Source organism: Glaciimonas sp. PCH181 (assembly GCF_003056055.1).
In the GTDB taxonomy this organism is placed as follows: domain Bacteria; phylum Pseudomonadota; class Gammaproteobacteria; order Burkholderiales; family Burkholderiaceae_D; genus Glaciimonas.
In genome coordinates, this window is sequence record NZ_PYFP01000003.1 from 194,061 (window position 1) to 221,057 (window position 26,997).

The following is a 26,997-nucleotide window of genomic DNA, read 5'->3' on the forward strand; positions in this document are numbered from 1 at the left end:
AATCATGGCATCTCACATTACGACTTCACAGACTATTGGCCCGTTTCCCCATGAAGCATGGAAATGGGGCGTCGCCGCCACCGCCACGCTGGTCAGCAGCGCGCCAACGATTACCATCAGCGGCGTAATCCGCGATGGTAACGGCGCACCGATCAGCGATGGCTGGATTGAGGCGTGGCTGCCGGATGCGGTCGCTGCCGAATCTGCACAAACAATCCCCGGCTTCCGTCGTATTCCCAGCGATGACAACGGCGCTTTTAGTATTCAAGTTTCGCTGCCTGCCGCCGCCACTGCTGGCAAACCGGTGCTATTTGCCACGATTTTTGCGCGTGGCTTGGTGAAGCATCAATTTACTGCGGTGTTTCTGGAAGATGACACCGGATTGGCGCAATCCGAGATACTCAATCAAGTCCCGGCCGAGCGACGGAATACCCTGATTGCGCGCAAGCAAGCCGATGCGCAATATCAATGGGATATCTGGATGCAGACCGACAAAGAAACGGTATTTTTCGATTACGTTTGATTGCATCCGACTGATGGACATTAGCCAAACGGAGCCGCTATGAGTGTTTCAATTTTTGATAGTTTTCTGACGACGCCAGAGATGATTGCCGTGTTCGACGATGTGGCGGTGGCACAAGCCATGTTCAGTTTCGAAGCCGCACTGGCACGGGCTCAGGCGGCTGAAGGCATCATCCCGGAAACGGCTGCGGTGACCATCGCCAGCGTCTGCAATGCGCAGCTGTATGATATCCCCGCGATCATCCACGCCAGCCGCCGTGCCGGTAGTCTGGCGATTCCGCTGGTGAAAGAATTAACCAAGACCGTCGCCTTGTTTAATCCAGAATCCGCGACTTTTGTGCATTGGGGCAGTACCAGTCAGGACGTCATCGACACCGGCATGGTGCTAATCACGCGTGAGGCGTTGGCGCTGCTGGATGACGGCTTACAGAGCTTGACAGAGAGCTTGCTGAAACTGGCAGAACAGCATCTGTCAACACCGATACTGGCGCGCACGCTGATGCAACCGGCGCAAGTTACCAGCTTCGGCTTCAAGCTGGTCGGATGGGCTGCGCCGCTGATACGCGCACGCGAGCAATTGCGCCGCACGGCGCTGCGAGCGCTGCAATTACAACTCGGCGGCGCGGTGGGAACATTGGCAGTGATGGGCACCAAAGGACCAGCAGTGGTGCGCCGTGTAGCCGACGATCTTAAGCTGGCGGTAGCAGATGCGGCATGGCATACGCAACGCGATGAATGGATCCGACTTGGCCTGGAAGTCGCGGTGCTGGTCGGCAGCCTGGGCAAAATCGCGATCGATCTTAGTCTGCTGGCGCAAGGCGAAATCGCCGAACTGGCAGAGCCATCCGGCAACGGTCGGGGCGGTTCGTCAGCGATGCCGCATAAACGTAATCCGGTGTCATCGATGATCGCGTTAGCAGCGGCAACACGCACCCCTCAACACGCAGCGGCATTGCTAGCAAGTATGGGCCAGCAGCATGAGCGCGGCTTGGGTAATTGGCAGGCCGAGTTAGCGGAATGGCCCGGTCTGTTTTTGAGTGCACACGGCGCATTGAATGCCCTATCTGAGGCGATGGCGGGCTTGCAAGTCGATACGGTACGGATGCGCCGCAATATCGACAGTCTGCAAGGGTTGGTATTTGCGGAGGCGGTATCGATTTATCTGGCGAGCGTTATTGGCCGCCCGCAGGCGCATACTTTGATGGAACAACTGACGCAATTAGCGGTGGCAAATGGCAGCGATCTGGCCGCAGTGGTGATCGATGCAGTCAAAAAAGATCCTCGCCTGAGCGACAAAATTGATCTTGATGGTTTACAAACGCTATTTAATCCAGTGGCGGCAACGGCACCCGCAGCAGCCCTTGCAGGTGAACAATTACAAACCTTACGGCTGCGCTAAAGTCGATCAGCGCTGTTTCTACACCGCCCCATTGATGCACCAACTCTTACAAGTGAATAAACCATGAGCTACGATCCAATCGACCATGATTTCGAACGCGGAATGCAAAACCGTCGCCACATACTCGGCGACGCATGGGTCAACCGTTCGGTGACCAATGCGACGGCATTTAACGCCGAATTCCAAAATTTGATTACCCGTTTTGCATGGAACGAAATTTGGGGGCGTCCCGGACTGGAGAAAAAAACCCGTCGCGTGATTGTGCTTGCCATCACGATGGCGCTCGGTCGCTGGGAAGAGTTCGAACTACATGTACGGGCCGCGTTATTAGGCGATGCCGACACGCGCTTGACGCCGGACGAACTGAAAGAAGTATTGATGCAGGCGGCGATCTATGCGGGCGTACCGGCGGCCAATACTGGGTTCACCCATGCGCAACAAATCCTGCGCGAGGTCGGTGTTCAAATTGGTTATACATTAGCGCCGCTTTTACCCGCTAACACTTGCCATCCGGGCATTGGTCAGGAAGCCGTTACCGCAAGCAAACCAGCCTTGCATTACAGCGTGCGCGCGCCACGCAGTGGCAAAGCGCCGCGTCATACCGTTGTGTTGAGCCATGCGCTGGGGACCGACATGACTATGTGGGATCAACTGGCTAATCTGCTGGCTGCCGACTGCCGCGTGATTACCTATGATCACCGAGGTCATGGCAGTTCTGCTGCGCCAGCCGGTCTGTATACGATTGCTGATCTTGCTGATGATGCCGCACGGTTGCTGCGTGAACTGGATTCCGGGCCAGTGCTATGGATAGGCCTGTCGATGGGCGGGATGGTCGGGCAAGAACTGGCGCTGCGTCATCCGTCGCTGGTAAATGCGTTGATCATTGCAAATACTACGTCTTGCTATCCCGAGGCGGCGCGTGAGGCATGGCAGCAAAGAATTAACACAGTCCGCACGCAAGGTATTGAGGCGATTGCGGATGCCGTGATGGGACGGTATTTTCACGATCAGTTTCGTGCAGAACATAGCGCGACGGTGACGCGCTTTCGCGAACGCCTGACCAGTACCGATGTTGACGGCTATATCAGTTGTTGCCATGCCGTTGGGAGCGTGGATACAACTGCACGCTTGCCCCAGATCGGCGTAGCGACGCTGGTGATTGCAGGAGAGCTGGATCAGGGTACGCCGGTGAGCATGTCGCAAACGCTCGCTGAAAAAATCCCGCAAACGCGCCTCGTGATGCTGGCGGATGCTTCGCATATCAGCGCCATCGAGCAGCCGGACGCGTTCGCGCAAGCGGTGATGCAATTCATATTAACGCTGTAAAACTGCTTTTAAGTCCGGAGATCTATCGGCACAGCGCTTTTTGCTGCTGCTAAATAGATCATCCGGCGAATGCAATAAACTCCCCTTCCCCCTAGTTTTACGAAATAAGTGTTTAACAGCTTACTTATCACTTCGTATTCCAGCCTGGTTCGCGCAACTGTTCGGCTTTATTGTCCGAACACCTATCCGCAATGTTCATTATCGATTTCCGTTCTCCCCACCAAAGTATTTAATACTCCGGCTGATATCGCCCCGCCACCCGTTTGATTGCTTAATTAAAGCACAGACTCTGCCACGCATCTCCCATCGTGGCAATCAGGAGGGCCGCTCCCTGCATTACGTCGAAAAGTGCAGTAATTATTAAATGATATTTAAGCGATAATATAAAAAAGGAACTTAGTTACTACCTATATTACATACAATGGAGATCGTAAAAAATGTCCCAGCGGGATTCTAATAAAGGGCTAAACGATAGGTCGGTAATGGTATTGATGATTTTTCAGCATTCTGTCGCCGCGAAGGAAAACAAACTATGATCCGGCGTCCCAACTCCGTGATCGGTGTCAGTGTGATCGTTGCTTGCGCGATACTCGGTATCGCTGTATGGGTGCTATTACAGATGCGGCACGATGCACTCGAGCGGGCGCAAGAATCCGCGCTCAATGTGGCACTCCTGGTGGAGCGCGACATCGGCCGCAATCTTGAAGTCTATGACCTATCGCTACAGGCAGTTATTGAAGGACTTAAGCATCCCGAGGTAATCAACTTACCGCCTGATCTTCGCCAGATGGTGTTGTTCGACCACTCGGCGACGGCGCAAGACATGGGTTATTTGCTAGTTCTCGACGAGGCCGGTAACGTCGTAATCGACTCAAAGTCGGAGTCGCCGCGCAACGCCAATCTGGCTGATCGCGATTATTTCAAGGTGCATCGCGATTCGCCAGACATCGGACTTTATATCAGTCGCCCGTTTGAGCCACGCATGGATGATGTTACCGGCGCCAGCATCGCCCTCAGTCGGCGGCTGTCACACCCGGACGGCAGCTTTGCCGGTGCCGTAGTAGGCACCATGCGTCTGAACTATTTCCGCAAGCTGTTCGCTGGGATGAATCTGGGTGCCAACGGTTCGATGGCGCTGATGCTTGCAGACGGGACGATGCTGATGCGCATGCCCTACGATTCGAAGGCTGTTGGCCCAAACCTGATGGGTACCGCCAACTACGCGCGCTTCGCCCAAACTAGCAGTGGGGATTTTTTCGGCACTTCCGCAATTGACGGGGTAAAGCGATGGTACGCTTTCCGGCATATCGGCAACTACCCGTTAATACTTGATGTCGCCCTTGCTACCCGGGACGTTTACGCGGAATGGAATCACCGCGCATGGATCATCGGATCGCTAGTCGCAGCAGTCGACTTTGTCATCATCATGCTAGCAGCGCTGTTCGCGCAGCAGCTCAGGCATCGTTTGACGATCGAAGCTGAGCTCCGCTCACTCGCAAGAACGGATGGGCTGACAGGACTGAGTAACCGCCGGGCCTTTGATGAAATAGCGCAGACAGAATGGCAGCGTGCGCAGCGCAGCAAGCTACCGCTGTCGCTGCTGATGATCGACGTCGATCATTTCAAAGGTTTCAACGATCTGTATGGACATCTGGCTGGAGACGATGCGCTGACGGCCATCGCTCAATGTATCGGCCAGGCTATCCGGCGGCCGGGCGATAGCGCAGCACGCTACGGCGGGGAAGAATTCGTCGTGCTGCTGCCCAATACCGACTGGGCAGGCGCAGCACAGGTTGCGGAACACATTCGTACGGCGGTGCAAGCCCTCAACCGCAGTCACGTGGCCAGTACCCATCAAGTCGTGACAGTCAGTGTCGGCGTTACCTGCACAACAGAACGGCGTTTCGCGACGCTGCGGGCGTTAATCAATGCAGCCGACGTGGCGCTCTATGAGGCTAAAGCTGGCCGTAATCAGGTTTCCGGAAGAACCGCCGCCGCCAAGATAACTGAGATCACCACTGCATCGGATACCCCGACGCCCAATACTAGCGAAAACTGTTAGTCAGGCTGTCAGGAAGTAAAGCTGATAACGGATAGCGTTTCCAGCATGGACAAACATCCAAAGTTGGACACTCATGTTTCGCGCCGCTTATCCTTGTACGCGCAACGCAATATCAGGAATTTGATGTAAGCATTCGAAAGAGATGAAAATATGACAACCACCGAGCTACCTTTTCGGGCAACAACCGCGCAAGCTTGCCATTGGCTGTCGCAGCAAACCGCTACGCCATGGACGTTGGCGCGCATGATAGAGAAGGGTTTAACACCCTATGTGTGGCTAGACTACGACGCCGACTATCCTGCGCTATTCGGCGACGCCAATGGTGGGTACGCAGCGCCGATTTTTTTCGAAGGCGATACGCAACGACTTGCGGCCGGAAGCGAGGATGTGTTGATCACGATGACCAAAGACGTTTATAGGATCGTGACGAAACTTAAACCACCGGGCTTTCGACGGGCTTTGCATGAACTCCGTTTTCTGAAAAAGGACGTGGAGCGACTGGCAAGCAAACTCAAGCGCGAAGCTGAAGCTGAGGCAAAAGCTGCCGCTGAACCTGAATTAAACAAAGTTGATGCTATAAAAGAATCGCAGGCTGGCATCAATAAAGAGCATGTATTAATCGCATTTTCCAGTCTGGTAAAAATTGATTTGGAACAGGCTCTGCAGAGCGGCGGCGGCATATTTGGCGATGAGGGTGCCAAGGTAAAAAGTAGCGGCAAGAAGGCAAAAAACAAAGCCGTATGGAATCCTATTACGTTGGCGCTGGGATTAAATGACGTGTATCGCGTGCCAATGTCCCATCTAAAACGGGCTTTTAATACGCATGATTTTTTGCTCGAATGGGCTGCCGAGTGGGAACATACTCTGGCACTGCTAGGTAAATAAGGGGCAATTGTTGTAGTTCTTCAATCGCCTTGAAGCCGCATCGAATTCCGCATCATCGCACACTGGCTTATATATATAACAGCCGCAAACACCAGCCAGTCCTTCATCACGGATACAGAGCATCAGCGAACTCAGACAAAAGCCCAACCGCAAACCGGCCATCCCGATGCACAAGTTTACTGGCTGGCTCCTCCTCCCGATATCAAAGCGAAGACAACGCCCGCCCATGATCCGGGATGCCTTTACTGAGCGTATCAAATACCATTTTTGCAATGGTCCCAACCTGCTCGTCACGTAAATACAGGAAAAAATTCACATCCGGTAAGCGCGGAAAACCGTCCGACTCCCCCAACACCCGCAATTCCGGACTGATCATCTCAATACTCCGCGCCGTAATCCCCAAACCCGCCCGCAAAGCTGCCTTAATCCCCACCAACGTCGGCGCAACATAACTGATGCGATAGGGAATTTTTGCCTGATCCAGCGCTTGCAAAGCGATTTCCCGAAACATGCTGGGCTCGTCCGCCACCACTAATTTGACCGGATTGGCCGGATTATGGATGTAATCCGATGAGCAAAGCCAGACTGTCGGTGAAGTTCGCAAAATAATACAGGGATGCGCATCGCTTTTTCGAGTCGAGACGGTCAGGTCGATTTCTCCGCGCCGCAACGCTTGCATCAAAAAGGGGCTTCGGCCGACGTGAATTTCCATTCGCAGCTGCGGGTAAATTTTTGCGAAGCGCGACAGCAATGACGGCAGGATTGTTTCTGCAATGTCATTCGGCGCACCGATGCGCAACGACCCTATGACATCGTCCATATCCAGCATGCTGATCGCCTCGTCATTCAGCGCCAAAATACGTTCCGCATATTCGAGCAGTTTGGCGCCCTGCGTAGTGACTAGCTTGTTGCGCCCGGTTTTTTGAAAGACCGCAAAGCCTAGTTGCGACTCCAGCCGTTGCATCTGTTGCGTCACTGCCGACTGGGTCCGATGTACGCGGTCCGCGGCTGCCGCAAAAGACGAAAATTCAGTAATTGCGACAAAGGTTCGCAATAGCTCCATATCAAGATTTTTCATGACTTTCAGATTCTCGTTAATGTGAAATGGATTAGCTGCAGTGCACAAATTGGTACAAATAACTCCCTAAATAGGCTGCCCGCACCACAAAGGTGATCATAATCCATTAGCATCGCTAATGTGTTGAGGTTGAGTATTAAATTGTTCCGTCCGACATTTTTGGATAACCTGACTCTGTCGATTGAAGGCGCTATGCTGCTCGGGTTGTTAACGATTCGCTGGAGTAAATCAATCAGCGGAGACCATTTTTTGCGTAAATTCTAGATAAGGAATAGAAATGAAGAAGCAAGTAGCAGCATCAGTAACATTCGCAGCATGCGCGCTCATATTGAGCGGTGTCACGGCCTCGGCGCACGCCGACCAGTTGAGTGATATCAAGGCGCGCGGCAGCCTCAATTGCGGCACCCAAAATGCCAGCGAGCCATACGCTTTTCCCGATCCGACTACGCGTCAGATTGTCGGCTTCGATGTAGACATTTGCAATGCATTGGCAAAAGGACTGGGAGTAAAGCTGCAACATAAACCTTTGTCAACTGATGCCCGCATTCCTGAATTAAAAACCCGTCGCGTCGATGTATTAGCCGCATCGGTGGCCTACATGCCAGCACGCGCCAAGCAAATCGATTTCAGCGATCAGTATTTCGTCGCCCCGATCAAGATTCTGGTACGCGACAGCTCGCCGATCAAGACCATTGCCGACCTCGACGGCAAAAAAATATCCGCCAGCGAAGGGTCTAGCTCTGCCGCATTGGGCGCGAGCAAGATGCCGACTTCCCGCCTGCTGACGTTTCATGACATTTCTTCAGGTTTCCTTGCGCTGCAACAAGGCAAGGTAGATGGACTGATCGCCGGACAACTGATCTTGTCACGCTTTGTCCGTGAAGCCGCACAAAAAGGTGGCGATCAATACCGCTTGCTGCCGGGATCGCTATTTGAAGAACGTATGGGTGCGGCGATCAACAAAAACGAGCCTACCCTAATGACCGCGATCAATCAAATCCTGGTCGATTATGAAAAATCGGGCGCACTGCAAACCAGTTTTGATAAATGGTTGGGTGCCGGTTCCGTCTACAAAATGACGCGCGATTACAAAGTCGAGCCGATCAATCCGAATTGATGGCGCGACAGTCTGCCGAGGACGTGGGGTTAACCTTGCATCCTCCGCAGACTGCCAGATAACGCAGATTTTTGCAGGGAATATTAACGATGTTCGACTTATCCTTTTTACTTGAGGACGGCTATATCCGTTTGTTTTGGAATGGCGTCCTGACCACGTTACAGTTGTTTGCGGTGTCCGGATTGTTGGCACTAGTGATCGGCGTAACGCTGGTGATCATGCGCTCATCCGGCTTAAAAATATTCAAAGCCATCGTCGTCGGGTTCGTTGAATACCATCGAAACGTACCAATTCTGGTGCAGATTCTGATCTGGTATTTTGGTATGCCGCAAGTGCTGCCAGAGGCCCTCAAAATCTGGATCAACAGCGGCAATACCGAGTTCATCTTTGCTGCAATTGCCCTGGCAATGAATTCCGCCGCGTTCATCTCGGAAGATATCCGTTCTGGCTTGCGCGCTATTCCGCGTACTCAGGAAGAAGCGGCCTGCTCCATCGGGCTGAACTTTCTGCAACGCTATCGCTATGTAATTTTGCCGCAAGCCATCAAGGTCGCAACGCCGTCGCTGCTAAATCAAACCCTGATCCTGTTTAAGAACAGCAGTCTTGCGATGGCCATCGGCGTGCATGAATTGCTATTCCAGACCAAGCAGATTGACAACGCTACCTTCCGCACTTTCGATGTATTTCTGGTCGCCACCATCCTCTATCTGATCGGTACGATTTCCCTGATGCTCGTGGCGGATCGCGTCAGCAAGCAGAAAATTCAAAAGGCTTGACCATGCTGGAAATTTTACAAAACTATGCATCGCTGTTTCTCATCGGCGCTTATCCCCATGGTCCGCTAGGCGGTCTGGCGATGACGTTGACGCTGTCCGTGCTGGGTCTGACGCTATCGTTTCCGATTGCGATCATGCTCGGGCTGGCGCATCTTTCATCGTTCGGATGGGTGCGTGTGACCGCACTGTGGTGGACCCGCGTGATCCGCGGCATACCTTTGCTGCTGATCATTTTCTGGGCCTACTTTTGCGTACCTTTGATCGTCGGTGCTGAGGTATCCGGCTTCACGACAGTGGTCTGCGCCATCGTCGTGTATGAAAGCGCATTTCTGGCGCAGGTTGTGCGCGCCGGGCTGGAAGGCTTGCCCAAGGGTCAATCTGAAGCGGCCCGTTCGATGGGACTGACCTGGATGCAAAGCATGCGCTTTGTACTGCTGCCGCAGGCGCTGGTGAATATGATTCCGTCGATCGTGAATCAATTTGTGTCGACCATCAAGGCGACCTCGCTGGCGTATGTGATTGGCGTTCCCGAGCTGACTTATTCAGCGGCGCAAGTGAACACCATGACGCTGACCAAGCCGCTGGAAACTTATCTGGTATTGGCGGGCTTTTATTTCGTTCTATGTTTTTCTATCTCTCGTGTCGCCGGTCTGCTGGAACAGCGTATTGCCAGTAAATCACGAGGAATGGCCTAAGTCTGATTAAGGAGATAACCATGTTGAAATTAGAAAATGTTGATAAATGGTATGGCGACTATCACGCTCTGAAGGCGGTGAACGCCAACGTAAAAAAAGGTGAAGTAGTCGTCATCTGCGGTCCTTCCGGATCAGGAAAATCGACCTTGATCCGTACCCTCACCCGACTGGAAGCGATTCAGGGTGGCCGGATTTTGTTCGAAGAAAAAGATATCTACGAACGCACAGTCGATGTCAACAAACTCCGGGCGCGGGTCGGTTTCGTGTTTCAGAGTTTCAATCTATTTCAGAATATGTCGGTGCGAGAAAACCTGACGCTGGGGCCAATCAAAGTTCTTGGACTCAGTCGCGATGAAGCAAATGCGCGGGCCAAAGAACTGCTGATAAAGGTGGGACTGGAAAACAAAATCGATGCCATGCCAATCAATTTATCCGGCGGTCAGCAACAACGCGTTGCCATCGCCCGCGCATTGGCAATGCAACCGGCGCTGATGTTGTTCGATGAGCCAACTAGCGCGCTTGATCCTGAAATGGTGAATGAAGTCTTGCAAGTCATGCAGTCGCTGGCCCGCGATGGCATGACGATGATTATCGTTTCACACGAGATGGGCTTCGCTCGCGAAGTATCGAGCCGGGTATGGTTTATGGACAACGGCGAGTTGCTTGAAGATGCGCCACCGGAGAAGTTTTTTTCCAATCCGCAGCATCCACGGGCCCGCAAATTTTTACAAGACGTGGTGCGTCCGCATGACGCCGTCCACGCACCAATCGCAGCATAAACACAGTTTGTAGCAACAAGCAAACACTACAAGATCGACACACACTAGGCTGGTAACAACAGCCACTTAACCAACACTTTGAGGAAAGCAACATGCATCAACCTAACGAAAGCCAACAAATCGTCGCCACCGCCATCGCAGAAATCAAGCAGATTATTGAGCAAGAAGGCACTAACCGGGAATCGCTGGCAAAAGTATTGACCGTAGTCGAGACACTCTCCGCGCAAACGTCACTCTGGGATGCCGATAAATTCGCCGCGCCGGAAGACGGCGAACTGCAAGCCCGTTACATGATTCAGGAAGATGACGATCACAGCTACGCGCTATACCTGAACGTCATGCTGCCGGGCAAACGCATCGTCCCGCACGACCACACTACCTGGGCTTGCATCGCCGCAGTCGAAGGTACTGAATACAACTATGTCTATCGTCGCACGGATGATGGACAGACCCCCGGCGTCGGCACGCTGGAACTGGAAAATACCGTCGTCGTCAGCCCGGGTAAAGGCATCGCGCTAATGGCCGACGATATTCATGCAGTGAAGATCGAAGGTGAAATCGCGATCCGTCACCTGCACATGTACGGCCGCGCGCTGGAAACGTTGACCGCGCGTAAAGGCTTCGATCTCGATACTGGCACCTATAAAACCATGGGAATCGGCGTACAGACACGCCGTTAACCTGAACTCACTTATTGAATGACATTCATGAATAAATTTGTCGATCCACACACGCTCAAGAACTGGCTGCACGATGGTGCCGAAATCGCACTCTTCGATGTCCGCGAACAAGGCCAGTATGGTGAATCCCATTTGTTTTACGGCGTACCGCTGCCGTATAGCAGGCTCGAACTGGATGTGCAAAGGCTAGCCCCATTGCCATCGGTGCGTTTGGTTGTGTATGACGAAGATCAGTCCATCGCAGTCCGCGCCGCAGCACGGCTGGCGGCATGCGGTTATACCAATGTCCATATTCTGGAAGGCGGCACGCGCGGCTGGAAGGAAGCGGGCTACGTACTTTTTTCCGGCGTGCATGTGCCCTCAAAAACCTTCGGCGAACTAGTCGAAGAGAACTACCATACGCCATCCGTTACCGCACCGGCATTGTTTGAGATGCTGCAACGCGGTGAAGACGTAGTCGTGCTGGATGGACGCCCTCTTTCCGAATATCACAAGATGACGATACCGGGTTCGATCTGCTGCCCGAATGGTGAACTAAGTTATCGCATCCATGACATGATCGATAATCCGGACACCACCATCGTCGTTAATTGCGCAGGCCGCACCCGCAGCATCATCGGCGCACAAACCCTGATCAATCTGGGATTAAAAAATCCGATCATGGCGCTGGAAAACGGCACGCAGGGCTGGTATCTGGAAGACTTTCCGCTGGAACACGGCAGCAAACGCAAGTATTCCGATCAGGTATCGGATAACGCGCGCGTAGTCGGCCGCGCAGCTAGCGCAAACGTGGCGCAGCGTTTCGATGTACAAAGCGTTGAGGCAGCGACGATTTCAGAATGGCTGGCGGGCGGCGATTCCTCGGTATTTTTATGCGACGTGCGCACCCCCGACGAGTTTGCCAACGGTAGTCTTTCCGGTGCCCAAAGCACGCCCGGCGGTCAACTGATTCAAGCCAACGATCAATACATCGGCGTAAGAAACGCACGTCTGGTGCTGTTCGATGACGACGGTATTCGCGCACCCGTAGTTGCCAGCTGGCTGAAACAACTAGGGCACGATGCCTATGTATTGCGCGGCGGTCTTCAAAGCCAATTTTCCCTTCTGCATTCTGGACGCGGCGCGGTGGCGTTGACCGACGCATCGCAACTGCCGGCCATCACTGTAGCTGAACTAAAAACCGGTCTGGCAGACAAACGGCTGTGTGTCATGGATGTGCGTGGCAGCATGCAGTACCGCAAGTCGCATATCCCCGGCGCCAGTTGGGGCATACGGCCACACTTTCCCGCGCTGGAAGCATTTGCCGGGAAGTGCGATGTAGTACTGGTTGGCGACGAAGATGCGGTCGTCGCGCTGGCAGCAAGCGAATGGTGCAAGCCGACCTCCGAACATCATCCTGATGTCAGAGTGATGCGACTGGAAGGCGGCTTTGCAGCGTGGGTCACGGCGCAATTACCGGTCGAGAGCACGCCAGAGTTGCCGGTCGATGCAGAATGTCTCGATTATCTGTTCTTTGTCCACGACCGTCACGATGGCAACAAGGCCGCAGCACGCCAATATCTGCAATGGGAAACCGGCCTGCTGGCACAACTGGATCAACGCGAACTGGATGCCTTCGATCTGGATTGATCGTCTGGCAATGTCGGCCAACGAAATGACGCCGAGGCCAACTGTTCGCTGATTGACTATTTACAACCTTACTTGCAAAGAGATACAGATGTCCAAACCCTTATTGAAGAAACTTCGGCCGCAAACCCGACTGCTCAAAAGCGGCACCGCGCCTGTTTATCAGGGCGGTAAGGCGGTCAATCCGCCAGTGGTGCGCGCTTCCACAGTGCTGTTTGAAACGGTCGAAGAATTAGCGTCGATGCGCGCACGTCGTAATGACGAGCGCATCTTTACCTATGGCGCACGCGGCAATCCAACGGCATTTGCGCTCGAAGATGCCGTTGCAGATATCGAAGGCGGATATCGCACCAGATTATTCCCGACAGGACTAGCTGCCATCGCGATGGTCTTCACCACTTACCTGAAACCCGGCGATCACGTCCTCATCGCGGATTGCGTCTATCAGCCGGTCCGCCATTTTGCCGAAACCTTCATGAGACAGTTCGGCATAGAGGTTACCTACTTTAGCGCCGATGGCAGCGACATCGCCGAAAAAGCCCGGCCCAATACCAAAATGCTGTACGTCGAATGCCCAGGCTCGCTAGTCTACGAACTGTGTGACATGCGCAGTCTGGCGACGCTTGCCACTGCGAATGGCTGGTTGCTGGTGGCGGATAACACCTGGGGTTCCGGCTTGCAATATCAGCCGCTAGCCTTGGGCGCAGATGTGTCCATCATGGCTGCTACTAAATATTTAGGCGGTCATTCCGATGTGATGATGGGAACAGTCACTACTAACGAAAAAGCTTGGCAACAGTTGGCAATCATGACCGACGCGTTCGGCATGACAGTCAGCCCAGACGATGCGTATCTGGTCTTACGCGGCATCCGCACACTCGCCGCACGGTTAGCGCTGCACGAGCAGCACGCACTTAAAATCGCCCACTGGCTGCGCGATCGACCAGAAGTCGCACGCGTGTTTTGTCCGGCATTACCAGACCATCCCGACCATGCCATCTGGCAGCGCGATTGCAAGGGAACCAACGGTTTAATTTCGTTTGAATTCGTCCGCGCAGACCAACAAGTCGCAGCAAGCTTCGTTAATCGACTGGGACTGTTTGGTATCGGCGCGTCATGGGGAGGTTTTGAAAGTCTGGCAACCATAGCCGATATGAAAGCGGCGCGTAGCGTGACTGACTGGTCAAATTCAGGTGCGATTGTCCGCCTGCATATCGGGCTGGAAGATCCTGATGATTTGATTGAAGATCTGACACAAGCTTTTACGGGATAAGGATTTCCCTCAATAGCATGGTCAGCTAAGTCTAATAGCGTGTATTAGACGTTTTCGGTGAAAATGATACGGCAAAAAAACGGCGCATCGAAATGCGCCGCGAACCTTAAAGCACTACAATTTAAAATGCTGCCGGACGCCATTTCAGCAAACGTTTCTCGACTCTCAGTAGCAAATAATCGGCTGCCAGTGCCACCACCGCCAGCACAATCATCGCAGCGAATACGCCACTGGCATTAAATGCGCCTTGCGCCGTTGAAATCAGCAAACCGATTCCCTGTTTTGAGCCAAGAAATTCGCCCACCACCGCTCCCACCAGCGCAAAACCAAAACTGACGTGCAGACTTGCCAAAATCCAACTAAGTGCCGATGGAATCACGACCGACATCGTTACCTGACGAGGCGAGGCACCCAAAATCTGTGCGTTGGCAATCATGTAACGATCAGCTTCACGTACTCCCTGGAAGGCATTCGCAAACACCACAAAAAATACCATTACAACAGCCAAAGCAACCTTGGATGCCATACCAAGTCCCAGTGAAATCACAAAAATCGATCCCAGCACGACCCGTGGAATGGAGTTGGCGATCTGGATATAAATACTGAATACATCCGATAAGAGTTTGTTACGCCCGAGTAAAATCCCACAAATAACACCGGCTACTGCGCCAATCAAAAAACCGAGTACTGTTTCTTCCAGCGTGACCATTACCTGAACCCACAAAGGCCCTTGCGACGTTCCCTCAACAATCCAGTCATAGATCTGAATCACAATCAATGAGGGCTGAGAAAAGAAAAATGGATCGATCCACTGTAATCGCGCCCCTAACTCCCAGCCTCCGAGAACGAATACCAATATTGCAACCCGCAAGAAAATCACCAGCCAATAGCGCATCTTGATTTTTCGCTGGGCCGCCTGTTCAACCGTCGCCAGGCTAGCAGCGCTTAGCTGGTCGAGTGAGTGTGTTTGCGTCATTTCATTACCTTGTAATTATTTTCCACCGATAACGATCTGTGATCGCCGATGGAATCGTGTGATGTTAGTTGCCTGTCGCCTGCAAACGCCAATGGCGGGTTCTGGCTAAATCTTCGGCCTACAACGATAGAAAAATGCTTCAGCTAATATGGACTTCTTCCCGTAAATCAGACCAAATCTTGCGGGATATATCAATAAAACGCTGCTCGTAGCGAACCTCGGACATCACGCGGGGACGAGGCAAATCAACCTGATACACGCTCTTCAATGTTGCTGGGCGAGCAGTCAATACGTACACCTTGTCAGCCAACGCAATGGCCTCCTCCAGATCATGCGTAACAAACACTACCGACCCGGATTGCGAAGACCACAGTTGCAGCAACTCATCCTGCATCAAGGTTCTGGTCTGCATATCTAGCGCACTAAACGGCTCGTCCATTAATAAAATTTCCGGGCTGTTGATAAAAGTTTGCGCCAGCGCGACACGTTTGCGCATACCGCCAGAAAGTTGGTGCGGATAATGGTTACTAAACTTGTTCAGACCCACTCTGCGTATCCATTCCTCTGCCAATGCATAGGCAGCCTCTTTGGGTTTACCGCGAAAAAGCGGACCAGCAGCAACATTGTCGAGCACGCTTCGCCAAGGAAATACAGCATCGCTCTGAAACACAAAGCCGATCCTTGGATCGATACCATTCACCACTTCGCCCATGATGCGAACTTCGCCGACGGTGGGTTTAAGCAGGCCGGTAATCAAGCTAAGCGTAGTGGACTTGCCGCACCCCGTCGGGCCGACGATGGCGCAAAATTCACCGCGAGCAACACTCATTGTGAAATCGCGCAGTGCCACCGTCGCTTTACCGTCCGGTGAAATGAAGCGACAAGAGACGTTACGAATATCAATCGCCGGGGTATCTCTGGTGACCGGCTCAGCAGAAGATGCCAAGCTCGAAGCGGCCGTATTTGAGGATAATGTCATGCACTTCTTTCGTATAAGGCGGGTTGTAACGTCATCAAAAGCGGGACGATCAGCCCCGATCTTCAATCGTGACTTAGCACGACAATGCAATGCTTTGCCGTTCGCAATTCAACGCAAAAATTAAGTTATCCGGCAGTATGTCTGGCATGGTGTGACGGGCAAAAATGGTGGTATTACCCGTCAACACATGCTTGGTACAAGCTACAGATGCTGAATAACTTATTTACCTTGAGGAATGAATTCGTTGGTATAGGTTTTGGATAAATCGATGTGCTTACCTTTGACGTTCGGATTGAATGCCGCTAGCACTTGCAATACAGTTTCAGGACCGCCTGCAGGCATCCGACCATCCGCAGAAAACATCGGAAGGGAATTCTGCAAAGCCTGAAGATACAGGGCCTTGTCCTTGCCTTGATAATCCTTCGGCATCTTGCTGGCTATCTCTGCGGCATCGTGTGTCTTGATGAACTTCAGTGTCTTGCTAAATGCGCGTGCCAGTTTGGCAGCTTCTACCTTGTGTGTATTGAGCCATGAACGTTGAACATACAGGCTTGAGGCTGGATAAAGACCGCCGAGCGCCTTCACCGTGCCATCAACTGTGCGCATATCAACCAGCACCGAAGCCTCGCCGGTTTTTAACAACTGTGAAGCGGTAGGCTCGGTCGTCATACCAGCATCAATCCGGCCCTGTTTAATCGCCGCAATGAAAGTATTATCAGCGCCGACGGGCAACACAGAATATTGCGTGGAACTGATACCGTGTCTTGCGGCAAGATATTGGGTCAGAAAATTGGTTGACGAGCCAAGGCCGGTAACGCCCAGCGTTTTACCTTTCACGTCAGCCATGCTTTTGATGGTGGCTGCTGCCTTGGTAGAAACCATTTCGACTTCACCTGGAACTTGTCCAAAAACAACGATCGCGGTCACTTCTTTACCCTTGCTTTGCAGGTCGATCGAATGGTCATAGAATCCCACCACTGCCTGAACTGCACCCGCCAGCAATTCGTTTTCAGCATCCACGCCCGCCGGTTGCGATTGCAACTCAACATCCAGACCTTCGTCCTTGAAGTAGCCAAGTTGCTCGGATAGTTTGGCAGGCAAATAAATCATTTTGGTAATGCCGCCGACCATGATGATTATTTTTGAGCCATCGACGGCCAGAACGTCTGTCGGCAGAGCAAACGTGGCACATGCAGATAGTGCCAAAATTACGGTCGATTTTTTTGTCAAATTCATTGCGCCGTGCATAAACTTACGCATTATTAAGTCTCCATTATTTTGGGATTATGACCTGTAGCGAATTATTATTCGCTATGATCTTCCTTTATTGCTTTATGAAAGCGAATGTATTTTAGATTTCTTTAACTTTCATCTAGCTTACCAATTTTGCGTTTTTTATTTTGCAGTGCACCATAAAAATTAGAATAGGATTCCTGATCATGAAACTTCTATTGATTGAAGACAATCCACCTCTGGCGTTGTGGCTTACCAAAATATTGAAGGAAGAAAAATTTACCGTCGATGTTGCCATCGATGGCGTAGCAGCTGATCAGGTGCTGCAAAGCGAAAACTATGATGCTGTTTTACTCGATCTGATGCTGCCGAAAATGAACGGCAAAAATGTCTTGCGCCGACTGCGCGAGCGCCATAACAATGTACCCGTGATGATTTTGACTGCAAGCGGTTCTATCGATGAAAAAGTGGATTGCCTGGGAAGCGGTGCCGATGACTATTTGGTCAAGCCATTTGAAATCCGTGAACTGGTCGCCAGGATAAAGGCACTTATCCGGCGTCAGAGTCCTGACAAGGCGACAGAAATGCATTGTGCAGATCTGGTCTATAACAGTAATACGCGTCAGTTTTCAGTGAATGAAAAAATTCTGTCGCTGCCCGCTCGTGAACATGACGTGTTGGAAATACTCATGTTAAAACAGGGCAAAACAGTCTCCAAGAATGCACTGGTCAATGGGATTTTCAGTTTAGGAGATGAGCCGAGTCCGGATGCGATTGAAATCTATGTACACCGCTTGCGAAAAAAATTGGAGCACTCTCAAGCCGCCATCATGACCTTGCGTGGACTTGGCTATTTGCTGAAGAAAAACGATGATAGTTAGCCTGCGTTTTCGCCTGCTGTTATGGCTGCTGATCCCGCTGGCGATATATATCATCGTGAGCGCAGCATTTTCTTACCGCAGTGCGCAGCAGACCGCCGATCTGATTCAAGACCGTGCCCTGCTCACATCAGCGCAAGTCATCGCCAGCGATATCACCTGGCTGGATGGCATACCGCAGGTTAGCGTCGATCCGGCTGCGCTAGAACTGTTCTCTTCGCCACAGCAGGATCATGTCTATTACCAGATCATCACAAGCAAGGGTCGGTTAATGGCGGGTCGCCCGGACTTACCCGATACCATCGATTTTAGTCAAACGACGCCAAAATTTATTACCCAACAATACGAGCAGCAGACTATTCGGATCGCCACTGAGGTACGCTCTTTGTACGATACTGGAAGCCGCATAAATATCGCGATTCGGGTAGCGCAAACTATGCGTGGCCATGATCTGATGTTGGCCGATCTTTGGCGACCGTCTTTGCATCGCCAGATCGCCATGTTAATTCTGGCTATCGCATTAGTCGTTATCGGTCTGACGATTGAACTGCGTCCGATTTTACGTCTGAAAGATGATCTCGCGACACGCGACCCCATGTCGCTATCACCGATTAAAGCCGCCCAGTTACAAGGAGAATTACGCCCCATTGTCGATGCGTTTAATCACTACATTCAGCGCCTTAACACGCAAGTCGCGGCCCAAAGACGCTTCATTGCAGATGCCGCGCATCAGCTTCGTACACCATTGACATTGATCGATTCGCAAATCCAGTTCGCCCGAAAAATAACCGATCCGACACGCCGCAGCGAAGTACTTGAAGCGATGCAGGAAAGCAGCCGCAGCATGGCCGACCTTACCGATAAATTGCTACTCTTGTCGCAGGCAGAGGTGGCCAACAGTCACGCGGTTTTACATCAATCGGTTGATCTGGTGAAAGTCGTCACGACGGTACTGGAAGATATTGTGAATCTTGCGCAACGCAAAAATATTGATCTGGGCATTGAGCGTCAGACGCCCGAGGCGTTGGTCATCGGCAATGAAGCCCTGTTCACAGCGATGATTATGAATTTGGTGGATAACGCGATTCGCTATACGCCACGCAATGGCAAGGTCACCGTTAGTATCAATGTAAACGCAGCTCCTAACACGGCAATAAATAACACGGGATTAAAGGTGCCGTTCGTTGAGGTCATAGTTGCCGATAATGGCCCCGGCATTCCCGCAGAGATACGCAGCCGCGTGTTTGAACGGTTTTATCGCCATGCTGCGCCTGGACAACACGGCACCGGGCTGGGCCTGGCCATTGTTAAAGAAATCGTCCTTGCAGCGCAAGGCGCAGTGACGCTGGGTATCGGTCCGCAGAACATTGGCCTGATGGTGCTAGTCCAATTGCCGCTGGCAACCTCAATTAAAAGCACTTAAAAAACACGCCGTTATTCACGGGAATTTAATCCAACCGCACAAAAATATTGCAAATCGGAATATTTTTACAAAAAAATCCGACGTATTTTAGCCATATTTGGCCACCGGCCATCATTGTTTATCATCTGGTTTGGAGGGAATTTTTATCCCTCCACCACACTTCCGCTCGTCATACTTCGCAATAAACAGTGTTGCGTAATTACACCAATCCATTACAAAACCATACTTTCGAAAGCTAGAAGAAAGCTTGGCGCTTTTATACTCGGCCACGCTGATCGAACATATCGCTCAGTGCAAACAAGCAAAAAAAACTTTAGCCATCAGGAGACGATTTTGAAAAAAACAGTATTCGCGCTAGCGACGCTAGCCGCATTGGGTTCTTCCGGCACTGCACTTGCGCAGTCTAATGTAACGATCTACGGTTTGATCGACGCCACCATTAGCACGACGAATAACGCCGACAGTAAAGGAGACCGCCTGACGCAAATACCGGTCGCATGGTTCAGTGGTAACCGCATCGGATTCCGGGGCCAGGAAGATCTCGGCAGCGGCCTCAAGGCCATGTTCAAACTGGAAGCTGAGTTCGTCGTTGGCACAGGCGAAATGGATACGCCGGGCGTTTTGTTTAACCGTGATGCATGGGTCGGTATGCAAAGCGACGATCTTGGTCGCCTGACGCTGGGCCGTCAAAACACACTTGCCCGGGACTTTGCACAGGTCTACGGCGACGCGTATGGCTCGGATAAACTTGGTCTGGAAGAAGGCGGCTTCACCAATAATAATAACTTCAAGCAAATGATTTTTTACGCCGGCAGCGCTACTGGCACGCGTTATGACAATGGCGTAGTCTGGAAGAAAGTATTTAACAATGGTCTGGTCGCTGGCTTAGGCTATCAATTTGGCGAAGTCGCGGGAGCGTTTTCCAATAACACCACCAAGTCCGTGGCGCTCGGCTACAACGGCAGCAATTTTGTGGTTTCCAGTTTTTATAACGAGGCAGATGTCGGCAACTCACTCAACCGATCAACGGAGCAGCATAAATCCTATTCATTGGGCGGTAGTTATTTCTTTAATAGTCTGGTGCGTTTGAACACCGGTTACTTTCATTACACCGCAGAGCAAGGCGCACTAGGCAAACGTAAAGACGACGCGTACACAGTATCGGTTAAGTTCACGCCACAAGGTCAGATGGATTATGAACTCGGCTATCAGGCAATGAAGGCCAAGAATGCTGCTTACAATGTGGCCGGTACAAGTACCCTCAACGCCTACTCTAACGCTAGCTTTTCTACAGCGACGGGAAGCGGCAAGAAATCTACGATCTTCGGCTCCGCTTTCTATCATTTGTCCAAGCGGACTGAACTGTACCTTGCTGCCGATTACATGAAGCTCAGCGATGGCTATCGTGTCGCCTCTACTAACGGATTCAAAAACCAAACTGAATTAGCAGCGGGTATGCGCACGCGTTTTTAATCGCAATACTTGCTCGTCATATGACGATCTGTTGTCCATCTTCTCTGTAGTAAATTTCAGTTCGATGCGGAGCCGCTCCCGCCGCATCGACGTTTTTTTGCAGCTTTGGAAGATAGTCCGATCAGAGTGGGCAATCTGCTAACAATAAGATAACCATATCCGACGATGCACGCCAGATTTTCTAAACGTGTAATCGGATTGATATTATTTTCTTCTGCGCACGCGTCATTCCCGCCAGCATTGCCCATGCAGGCAAATAGCAAGAATCTGCGCCTTCCCCTCATAACTAGGTAAATTGAAAATCGGCTATGTCTAGCCTAAGTTTCGTACTTCAGACTGCGCTTTGTCTTCCTATCCTTCTGGAGTGCACGATGAGTAATGTACCAATACGAATAACGTCTCAACGCATAAACAAAGTGCCAGAAATCGCGTTAATTTTTTGGATCATCAAAATGATGTCCACCACGGTGGGCGAAACAGCGGCTGATTATCTCAACGCAGATCTGCATTTTGGACTGATCGGCACCTCCGTTGTCACTGGAGCATTGCTTGTCATCGCATTATTTTTCCAGATTCGCGCAAAGCGTTACATTCCCTCGCTGTACTGGATCGCAGTGGTTTTAATCAGCGTGTTTGGCACGCTCATTACCGACAATCTGAGCGACAACCTTCATGTGCCGCTGGCCCTCTCAACAATCGTGTTCGGTATCGCACTTTGCGTGACGTTTGGTGCGTGGTATAGAAAAGAAAAAACTTTATCGATCCGTTCGATCGATACCGTTAAACGTGAATTATTTTACTGGACAGCAATTCTGTTCACATTCGCTTTGGGCACAGCTGCCGGCGACTGGGTAGCTGAAGGCTTGCATCTTGGCTATCCCTCTACCACGTTATTATTCGGTGCGCTGATCGCCGCTACTGCCCTCGCCCACTACGGTCTGAAAGCCAATGCTGCCACCTGTTTTTGGATTGCGTATGTCCTCACGCGGCCCTTTGGCGCTGCATGTGGTGACCTTCTGTCTCAACCCCTAAAAAACGGCGGACTAGGCTTCGGTACCGTAGGTATCAGTGCTTTCTTTTTGGTGACAATCATTGTTTTGGTAGCTTATCTGTCGGCTACCCAAAAAAACCGTGATAACCGACACACCCAACAAGAACAAAGGGCGAGGCCCGGATAAGGATCACGCCTTAATCAAAGTTTTAGCGGCGGCGTACCTTCCTTGAAGATCTGCTTCAATTGGCTGCGTAATTCTGGTGTGTCGTTATGCCCATGCACGCTGACTGCGTGTTGTACGGCGGCATCCATCAACTCATCATCGGTATCGGCGGCGATCGCCACTGAACAATTTGAGTCACTCGGGTATTCGCGGCAATCGATATATTTGCGTGCCATGATGCTCTCCTTTATCGTTAGATAAAATCTCAGCGAGCTGTGTAAAAGCACTAGCCAGCCTGCACCGAGACCGTTTGTCGTGCGCGTTGCGCCTACGGCCTTGCTTCTAATACAAGGTTAAATGGCGTTTCAGTGGCACGGCGAAAATGGCTGAAACCACCCTTGCTGACCACGTCCTTTAAACGCGCTTCACCTGCTTGCGCACCCAACCCCATTTGCCCATCTTGCGATAACGACGCAGGCGTGCAAATGAGGGTTGAGGCAGCGTAAAAAATACGGCCAACGGGATTAAGATTATCCTCCGTCAAGTCATTCGCAAACGGCTCGACGATCATCCAGGTCCCATCCGGTTTCAGTGATTGATGCACATGCGCAGCGGCACCGATTGGGTCGCCCATATCGTGCAGACAATCGAAAAATGTGACGAGCTGGTAATCATGACCCGGATAGTCTTTTGCTGCGGCGACCTCAAACTTGATGCGATCAGCGACACCGGCTTTCTCAGCCGCTGCCCGCGCAAAACGAATCGACGGCTCATGGTAATCAAATCCAACAAATGTTGACTTGGGATAAGCTTGCGCCATCAGCACCGTTGATGCGCCATGGCCGCAGCCGACGTCGGCCACCGATGCACCCGCTTTCAGTTTCTCGTCGACACCATCAAGTGCGGGAATCCATGCGTTGACTAGATTGGCCGCGTAACCGGGTCTGAAAAAGCGTTCGGTGCCATGAAAAAGGGCATGACTATGTTCGTGCCAGCCGACACCTTTTCCGCTGCGAAACGCGTCTTCGATTACCGGTAAATCCCTGAACATCGATTCACATACCTGGAAGAAACCTGGAATAAATACAGGGCTCGTATCGTCTGCAAAGCAGAGGGCTTGCTCGGCAGGAAGTTCGTAAGTGAGCTTGGCTGGATTGTATTCAACAAACCCCGCCGCAGCTTGCGCCGCCAGCCATTCACGTAAATAACGCTCGGTCAAACCGGTACTTTTTGCCAGATCGGCAGAGGTCATTGCGCCTTGTCCTGCCATCGCCCGATATATGCCAAGCTTGTCGCCCAGCACGATTAAGGCGGCCGATGCAACCGCGCCGAATTCGCCAACCATACGTCCCATGAATTGTTGCAATTTCTCTTGATCGACTGCCATGATGTATCTCCTCATCATCAGTCAAAATGCAGGTTTTGAATTGCGCGAAGCCGCAATTTTGGCGAGTGCCAACAACCATCAGAACACCTACTGGAAATTAAATATTAGGAATCAAAAAACCATTTGTCAACGCAGAATTCACGCGGATGGTGAAGCAATTAAATTGCTTTTTTATGCACTTTTTTGATGCGTTTTTCATTGCGCGTTCAACATCCATTTCTCTGCGACTACTTGTGCCGTATTTTTATACGTCGACAAAATTTCATGACGATGCAATGATGGCCCCCGCGCATCCGCCAATTTCAGCAGTCCCCTTTCAGAAGAAGGCATGACATGACACAAATCGCTATCCCGACAAACAACTTATCCATTAGCTGGGCAGAACAACCAGCACTGGCTGCGCAAATTGCCGAATTTTTTTGCGCGCACGCCGATGTCGCCTACATCTCTCATGCAGAGCTTCAGGGAGGACGCGCGTTGACGCCGCAAAAATGGCATCCCGATCTGTGGAAAAAAATCCATGCACAAGCGTTGCAGACGTTGCAGCACCCCGCCACTGATGGCAGCGCTGATGCGATTGCCTGCGCTTGGATGGACGATCAATTGGTCGGGATCGCTTTTGTAAGTTTTAGCACGGGCGATTTGCATAATCGATTCGCGGTACTGGATGACATGATCGTTTCGCCTGCCATGCGCGGCAAAGGCGTAGGCCTTCAGTTTATGGACTGGGTCGCAGCTAGCGCCAAAACCAATGGAATGCAGCGCATATTTCTTGAAAGCGGCATCGCCAATAACGGCGCGCACCATTTTTTTGAGCGTACCGGTTTCAAGCAAACATCGGTAGTGATGATGCGCGATCTTTAAGTCAAGAATAGCGATGCATAGCTATTCTTGGCGCGCTGGGAGCACTGCAGATCAATATGAAAATCGTTGCTCTGATGCACCTTGATGAACGTTATTCGGCAGCAATCTCGATCCGATTACGTCCGCCATCTTTGGCCAAATACAGCGCCGCGTCGCTACGAGAAAGGGATGCGGTAGCGTTAGCATCGGTAGTATTCATAGCAGTGATACCGATGCTGACCGTGATTGCAATGGTGATATCCCCATGCACCATGGGCGAAGCGGCAATCCGTTTCTGCAAACGTTGCGCAAAAAAGTTGGCGTCCATAACATTTGCGCCGGACAAAAACAACGCAAACTCTTCACCACCGACACGACCAACAGTATCGCTTTTACGCAGTCCATCGCGCAGAATATTGGCGAAATGTTTGAGTACCAAATCGCCCGTGGTATGACCGTGACGGTCATTGATCACTTTAAAGTAATCAATGTCGCACATTAGCACCGCGGTGCGCGTCCCGGTCCCACGCTGAAGCTCCGCCAACTCTTCTTCCATACGCATCATAAAATAGCGGCGATTAGGTAATTGCGTCAAAAAATCTATCTTGGCGAATTCCTGTAATTCAGTCTCTACGCGTTTACGTTCGGTCACATCGGTAATAAACCCCTGCCACAACGTGCTGCCGTCAAGCAAGCGGCGTGGCTGCGCACTTACTTGCCGCCAGCGCAATCCCTGACGCGGCAATGTCACCCGATATTCCAGATACCACGGCTGCAAATTCAACGCCGATACGTCTAGCGACGCATGATAACCCTCCAAATCATCGGGATGAATGATGGCATCGAGAAGCGCTACATCATCGGTGAGCTGTTTTGGCGTCAGCTCATAAATATCGCTGACACCCTCGCTGACATAGCGGAAACATGCATCGCCATGCGGCAATTGCAGATATTGATAGACCAGGCCGGGCACTTCATTGGTCAGACAGGTAATCAAATCAACGCTTTGCTGCAATCTCTCTGAAAGCGCCCGCATTTCGGAAATATCGGTCGTCGTCCCCAACATCCGCAGCGCGTTGCCATCGACATCGCGACTCACAACTTTACCGCGGCTCGATATCCATTTATAACTGCCATCCATGCAAAGAATACGATGTTCTACCGCATAAATTTCTGTCTTCCGATCAAAATGTGCCTGCATCGCGGCTTGAACAAAAGCCAGATCATCCGGATGCACTCGCGTATAACTATCGCTAATATGATGCCATATCTCTACATCTGGATAACCTAAAATTGCCTTCCAACCGGCGGAGTAATGCATCTCGCCAGTGACGACATTTCTATCCCAAATTCCCGTCCCACTGCCTTCAACCGCAAGCGCTATTCTGGTTTCGCTCTCGCGCAACGTATTTTCAGCCTTGTGCATCTTGGATTCGGCGCCAATACGCTCAATGGCGATGGCCGCCAAAGCGATAAAACCGGCAATGGTTTGTTGGTAGGCTTCCGTGGCGACCACAGGCTTGTCTGCATAACCCACGAAAATGCCTAGCACCGCATTGCTAGCGGATCGGATCGGAATCGCCAGACATGCATACAGGCTGTGCTGCAACGCCAGAACGCAAAAGCTGCGCCAGATCAAATTCGCATCAACATTCTCAGTAGCGTTTTGCTCAGTAGCGTTTTGATTAGTGACATCGGTTGCCAGCTGCTGCGCCCACAGTGCCATGTCGGTATCGATATCAGCCATCGCTTGTATGTAATCGTAGGGCAAACGCGGTCCCGCACCCAACCGCAGATAGACACCCTCGTCATCTGGTAAAAATATCGCCCCCGCTAAATCAGGATGCAGCCCTTCAACGCCATTGACGATACAGAGCAGCGTCTGGTCAAGTGAGGCACTGGCGGCGATATGCGCCAGAGTTAAATTGATGGTCGCCACCAATGTGTGATGTTCGTTGACGGCCACCTCGCTCGGAACAAGACTCAACGTAGCTAAGCGATCCGCATCTACCGGGAAATTTATCTCTGCAATCAGGCCAATATCTGGCGGAATATTAAAGTGATTTGAATCACTGCTAGGCATGTCGAGATCAGGCATTGTCGTTCCTGTAGCAGATCACCAATTTCCGTTGTCGCTTGCAGAGTGACGGCTTATAGCTTACGGGCTTGAATACGCTTGCATTGCCGCCGCGATAATGCACTGCGCAGTCGGCATAGGCCAACCAACGGGTCGATCGCGCTGCGTGGTGCATCGCGATGAAAACTCAGTCTACGCATAGTAACTACGTATGTCTATGCGGCAACATTAGAAAATATTGGGAAGTTGTATAGAGTATTTCCGTGCGGCAACCAATATCCCGCATCGTGCAAAGAAAAATGGCGCACTGCTAGAATTCTAACCAGCAGGAGGCCATTTTTGCAAATATTGCA

Annotated in this window: 26 protein-coding genes; 18 read left to right on the forward strand and 8 right to left on the reverse strand. The window is 51.6% G+C overall.

Going from position 1 to position 26,997, the window contains the following annotated elements; translation table 11 throughout:
* Positions 1 to 4: 4 nt before the first annotated feature.
* From C7W93_RS21590 to C7W93_RS21610, 5 genes are all read left to right on the forward strand, one after another.
* Positions 5 to 523 (forward strand): protocatechuate 3,4-dioxygenase, encoded by a 519-nt coding sequence (locus tag C7W93_RS21590; RefSeq protein WP_108442403.1) that lies wholly within the window; start codon positions 5 to 7, stop codon positions 521 to 523.
* 39 nt (positions 524 to 562) lie between these two features.
* Positions 563 to 1,921: a lyase family protein gene (locus tag C7W93_RS21595; protein WP_108442404.1), complete on the forward strand. Its 1,359-nt coding sequence runs from the start codon at positions 563 to 565 to the stop codon at positions 1,919 to 1,921.
* Between the two features lie 63 nt (positions 1,922 to 1,984).
* Complete coding sequence (locus tag C7W93_RS21600) at positions 1,985 to 3,247, forward strand: alpha/beta fold hydrolase (RefSeq protein WP_108442405.1); 1,263 nt, start codon at positions 1,985 to 1,987, stop codon at positions 3,245 to 3,247.
* A 532-nt stretch (positions 3,248 to 3,779) separates the two neighbouring features.
* Positions 3,780 to 5,309 (forward strand): sensor domain-containing diguanylate cyclase, encoded by a 1,530-nt coding sequence (locus C7W93_RS21605; RefSeq protein WP_108442406.1) that lies wholly within the window; start codon positions 3,780 to 3,782, stop codon positions 5,307 to 5,309.
* A 150-nt stretch (positions 5,310 to 5,459) separates the two neighbouring features.
* Positions 5,460 to 6,194 carry a hypothetical protein gene (locus C7W93_RS21610; protein WP_108442407.1) on the forward strand — a complete coding sequence of 245 codons (735 nt, stop codon included), beginning with the start codon at positions 5,460 to 5,462 and terminating at the stop codon, positions 6,192 to 6,194.
* A gap of 202 nt (positions 6,195 to 6,396) precedes the next feature.
* On the opposite strand, the gene C7W93_RS21615 is transcribed toward C7W93_RS21610, so the two are convergent.
* The gene (locus tag C7W93_RS21615; RefSeq protein ID WP_108442408.1) at positions 6,397 to 7,272 is read right to left on the reverse strand and encodes a LysR substrate-binding domain-containing protein; all 876 of its coding nucleotides are present in this window, start codon (positions 7,270 to 7,272) and stop codon (positions 6,397 to 6,399) included.
* A 277-nt stretch (positions 7,273 to 7,549) separates the two neighbouring features.
* On the opposite strand from C7W93_RS21615, the gene C7W93_RS21620 reads away from it, so the two are divergent.
* The 7 genes from C7W93_RS21620 to metC all read left to right on the forward strand — a co-directional run bounded on the left by C7W93_RS21620 (position 7,550) and on the right by metC (position 14,218).
* The gene (locus C7W93_RS21620; protein WP_108442409.1) at positions 7,550 to 8,389 is read left to right on the forward strand and encodes a transporter substrate-binding domain-containing protein; all 840 of its coding nucleotides are present in this window, start codon (positions 7,550 to 7,552) and stop codon (positions 8,387 to 8,389) included.
* Positions 8,390 to 8,478: 89 nt separating this feature from the next.
* Complete coding sequence (locus tag C7W93_RS21625) at positions 8,479 to 9,165, forward strand: amino acid ABC transporter permease (RefSeq protein WP_108442410.1); 687 nt, start codon at positions 8,479 to 8,481, stop codon at positions 9,163 to 9,165.
* Positions 9,166 to 9,167: 2 nt separating this feature from the next.
* Complete coding sequence (locus C7W93_RS21630; RefSeq protein WP_108442411.1) at positions 9,168 to 9,860, forward strand: amino acid ABC transporter permease; 693 nt, start codon at positions 9,168 to 9,170, stop codon at positions 9,858 to 9,860.
* Positions 9,861 to 9,880: 20 nt separating this feature from the next.
* A complete protein-coding gene (locus C7W93_RS21635; protein ID WP_108442412.1) occupies positions 9,881 to 10,639 on the forward strand; it encodes an amino acid ABC transporter ATP-binding protein in 759 nt (252 codons plus the stop codon).
* Between the two features lie 92 nt (positions 10,640 to 10,731).
* A complete protein-coding gene (locus C7W93_RS21640; RefSeq protein WP_108442413.1) occupies positions 10,732 to 11,319 on the forward strand; it encodes a hypothetical protein in 588 nt (195 codons plus the stop codon).
* A 27-nt stretch (positions 11,320 to 11,346) separates the two neighbouring features.
* The gene (locus tag C7W93_RS21645; RefSeq protein WP_108442414.1) at positions 11,347 to 12,948 is read left to right on the forward strand and encodes a rhodanese-like domain-containing protein; all 1,602 of its coding nucleotides are present in this window, start codon (positions 11,347 to 11,349) and stop codon (positions 12,946 to 12,948) included.
* Positions 12,949 to 13,036: 88 nt separating this feature from the next.
* Positions 13,037 to 14,218, forward strand: a complete 1,182-nt coding sequence (gene metC / locus C7W93_RS21650; RefSeq protein WP_108442415.1) for a cystathionine beta-lyase — start codon at positions 13,037 to 13,039, stop codon at positions 14,216 to 14,218.
* A 121-nt stretch (positions 14,219 to 14,339) separates the two neighbouring features.
* Here metC and C7W93_RS21655 read toward each other — a convergent pair whose 3' ends face one another.
* The 3 genes from C7W93_RS21655 to C7W93_RS21665 all read right to left on the reverse strand — a co-directional run bounded on the left by C7W93_RS21655 (position 14,340) and on the right by C7W93_RS21665 (position 17,433).
* On the reverse strand, positions 14,340 to 15,194 hold the full coding sequence (locus C7W93_RS21655; protein ID WP_108442416.1) for an ABC transporter permease: 855 nt from the start codon (positions 15,192 to 15,194) through the stop codon (positions 14,340 to 14,342).
* Between the two features lie 139 nt (positions 15,195 to 15,333).
* Positions 15,334 to 16,173 carry an ABC transporter ATP-binding protein gene (locus tag C7W93_RS21660; protein WP_108442417.1) on the reverse strand — a complete coding sequence of 280 codons (840 nt, stop codon included), beginning with the start codon at positions 16,171 to 16,173 and terminating at the stop codon, positions 15,334 to 15,336.
* A 219-nt stretch (positions 16,174 to 16,392) separates the two neighbouring features.
* Entirely contained in the window at positions 16,393 to 17,433 is a 1,041-nt protein-coding gene (locus C7W93_RS21665; protein ID WP_225869993.1) for an ABC transporter substrate-binding protein, read from the reverse strand.
* A 179-nt stretch (positions 17,434 to 17,612) separates the two neighbouring features.
* Here C7W93_RS21665 and C7W93_RS21670 point away from each other — a divergent pair, with 179 nt between their 5' ends.
* The 4 genes from C7W93_RS21670 to C7W93_RS21690 all read left to right on the forward strand — a co-directional run bounded on the left by C7W93_RS21670 (position 17,613) and on the right by C7W93_RS21690 (position 22,358).
* On the forward strand, positions 17,613 to 18,287 hold the full coding sequence (locus C7W93_RS21670) for a response regulator (RefSeq protein WP_108442418.1): 675 nt from the start codon (positions 17,613 to 17,615) through the stop codon (positions 18,285 to 18,287).
* Positions 18,277 to 19,707, forward strand: a complete 1,431-nt coding sequence (locus C7W93_RS21675; protein WP_108442419.1) for a sensor histidine kinase — start codon at positions 18,277 to 18,279, stop codon at positions 19,705 to 19,707. Before C7W93_RS21670 ends, C7W93_RS21675 begins: the two co-directional genes overlap by 11 nt.
* A 333-nt stretch (positions 19,708 to 20,040) precedes the next feature.
* Positions 20,041 to 21,180 (forward strand): porin, encoded by a 1,140-nt coding sequence (locus tag C7W93_RS21680; protein WP_108442420.1) that lies wholly within the window; start codon positions 20,041 to 20,043, stop codon positions 21,178 to 21,180.
* 371 nt (positions 21,181 to 21,551) lie between these two features.
* The gene (locus C7W93_RS21690) at positions 21,552 to 22,358 is read left to right on the forward strand and encodes a hypothetical protein (protein ID WP_108442422.1); all 807 of its coding nucleotides are present in this window, start codon (positions 21,552 to 21,554) and stop codon (positions 22,356 to 22,358) included.
* A 14-nt stretch (positions 22,359 to 22,372) separates the two neighbouring features.
* On the opposite strand, the gene C7W93_RS21695 is transcribed toward C7W93_RS21690, so the two are convergent.
* Both C7W93_RS21695 and C7W93_RS21700 read right to left on the reverse strand, forming a co-directional pair.
* Positions 22,373 to 22,573 (reverse strand): DUF1059 domain-containing protein, encoded by a 201-nt coding sequence (locus C7W93_RS21695; RefSeq protein WP_108442423.1) that lies wholly within the window; start codon positions 22,571 to 22,573, stop codon positions 22,373 to 22,375.
* A gap of 92 nt (positions 22,574 to 22,665) precedes the next feature.
* Positions 22,666 to 23,724 carry a class I SAM-dependent methyltransferase gene (locus C7W93_RS21700; protein WP_108442424.1) on the reverse strand — a complete coding sequence of 353 codons (1,059 nt, stop codon included), beginning with the start codon at positions 23,722 to 23,724 and terminating at the stop codon, positions 22,666 to 22,668.
* Between C7W93_RS21700 and C7W93_RS21705 the strand changes: the two genes are divergently transcribed.
* On the forward strand, positions 23,723 to 23,911 hold the full coding sequence (locus C7W93_RS21705; protein ID WP_146177596.1) for a hypothetical protein: 189 nt from the start codon (positions 23,723 to 23,725) through the stop codon (positions 23,909 to 23,911). The genes C7W93_RS21700 and C7W93_RS21705 overlap by 2 nt on opposite strands.
* Positions 23,912 to 23,919: 8 nt before the next feature.
* On the opposite strand, the gene C7W93_RS25340 is transcribed toward C7W93_RS21705, so the two are convergent.
* On the reverse strand, positions 23,920 to 24,054 hold the full coding sequence (locus tag C7W93_RS25340) for a hypothetical protein (protein WP_255419213.1): 135 nt from the start codon (positions 24,052 to 24,054) through the stop codon (positions 23,920 to 23,922).
* Between the two features lie 3 nt (positions 24,055 to 24,057).
* Between C7W93_RS25340 and C7W93_RS21710 the strand changes: the two genes are divergently transcribed.
* Positions 24,058 to 24,588 (forward strand): GNAT family N-acetyltransferase, encoded by a 531-nt coding sequence (locus C7W93_RS21710; protein ID WP_108442426.1) that lies wholly within the window; start codon positions 24,058 to 24,060, stop codon positions 24,586 to 24,588.
* Positions 24,589 to 24,679: 91 nt separating this feature from the next.
* On the opposite strand, the gene C7W93_RS21715 is transcribed toward C7W93_RS21710, so the two are convergent.
* Positions 24,680 to 26,665, reverse strand: a complete 1,986-nt coding sequence (locus C7W93_RS21715; protein ID WP_225869994.1) for a diguanylate cyclase — start codon at positions 26,663 to 26,665, stop codon at positions 24,680 to 24,682.
* Positions 26,666 to 26,997: the final 332 nt, after the last annotated feature.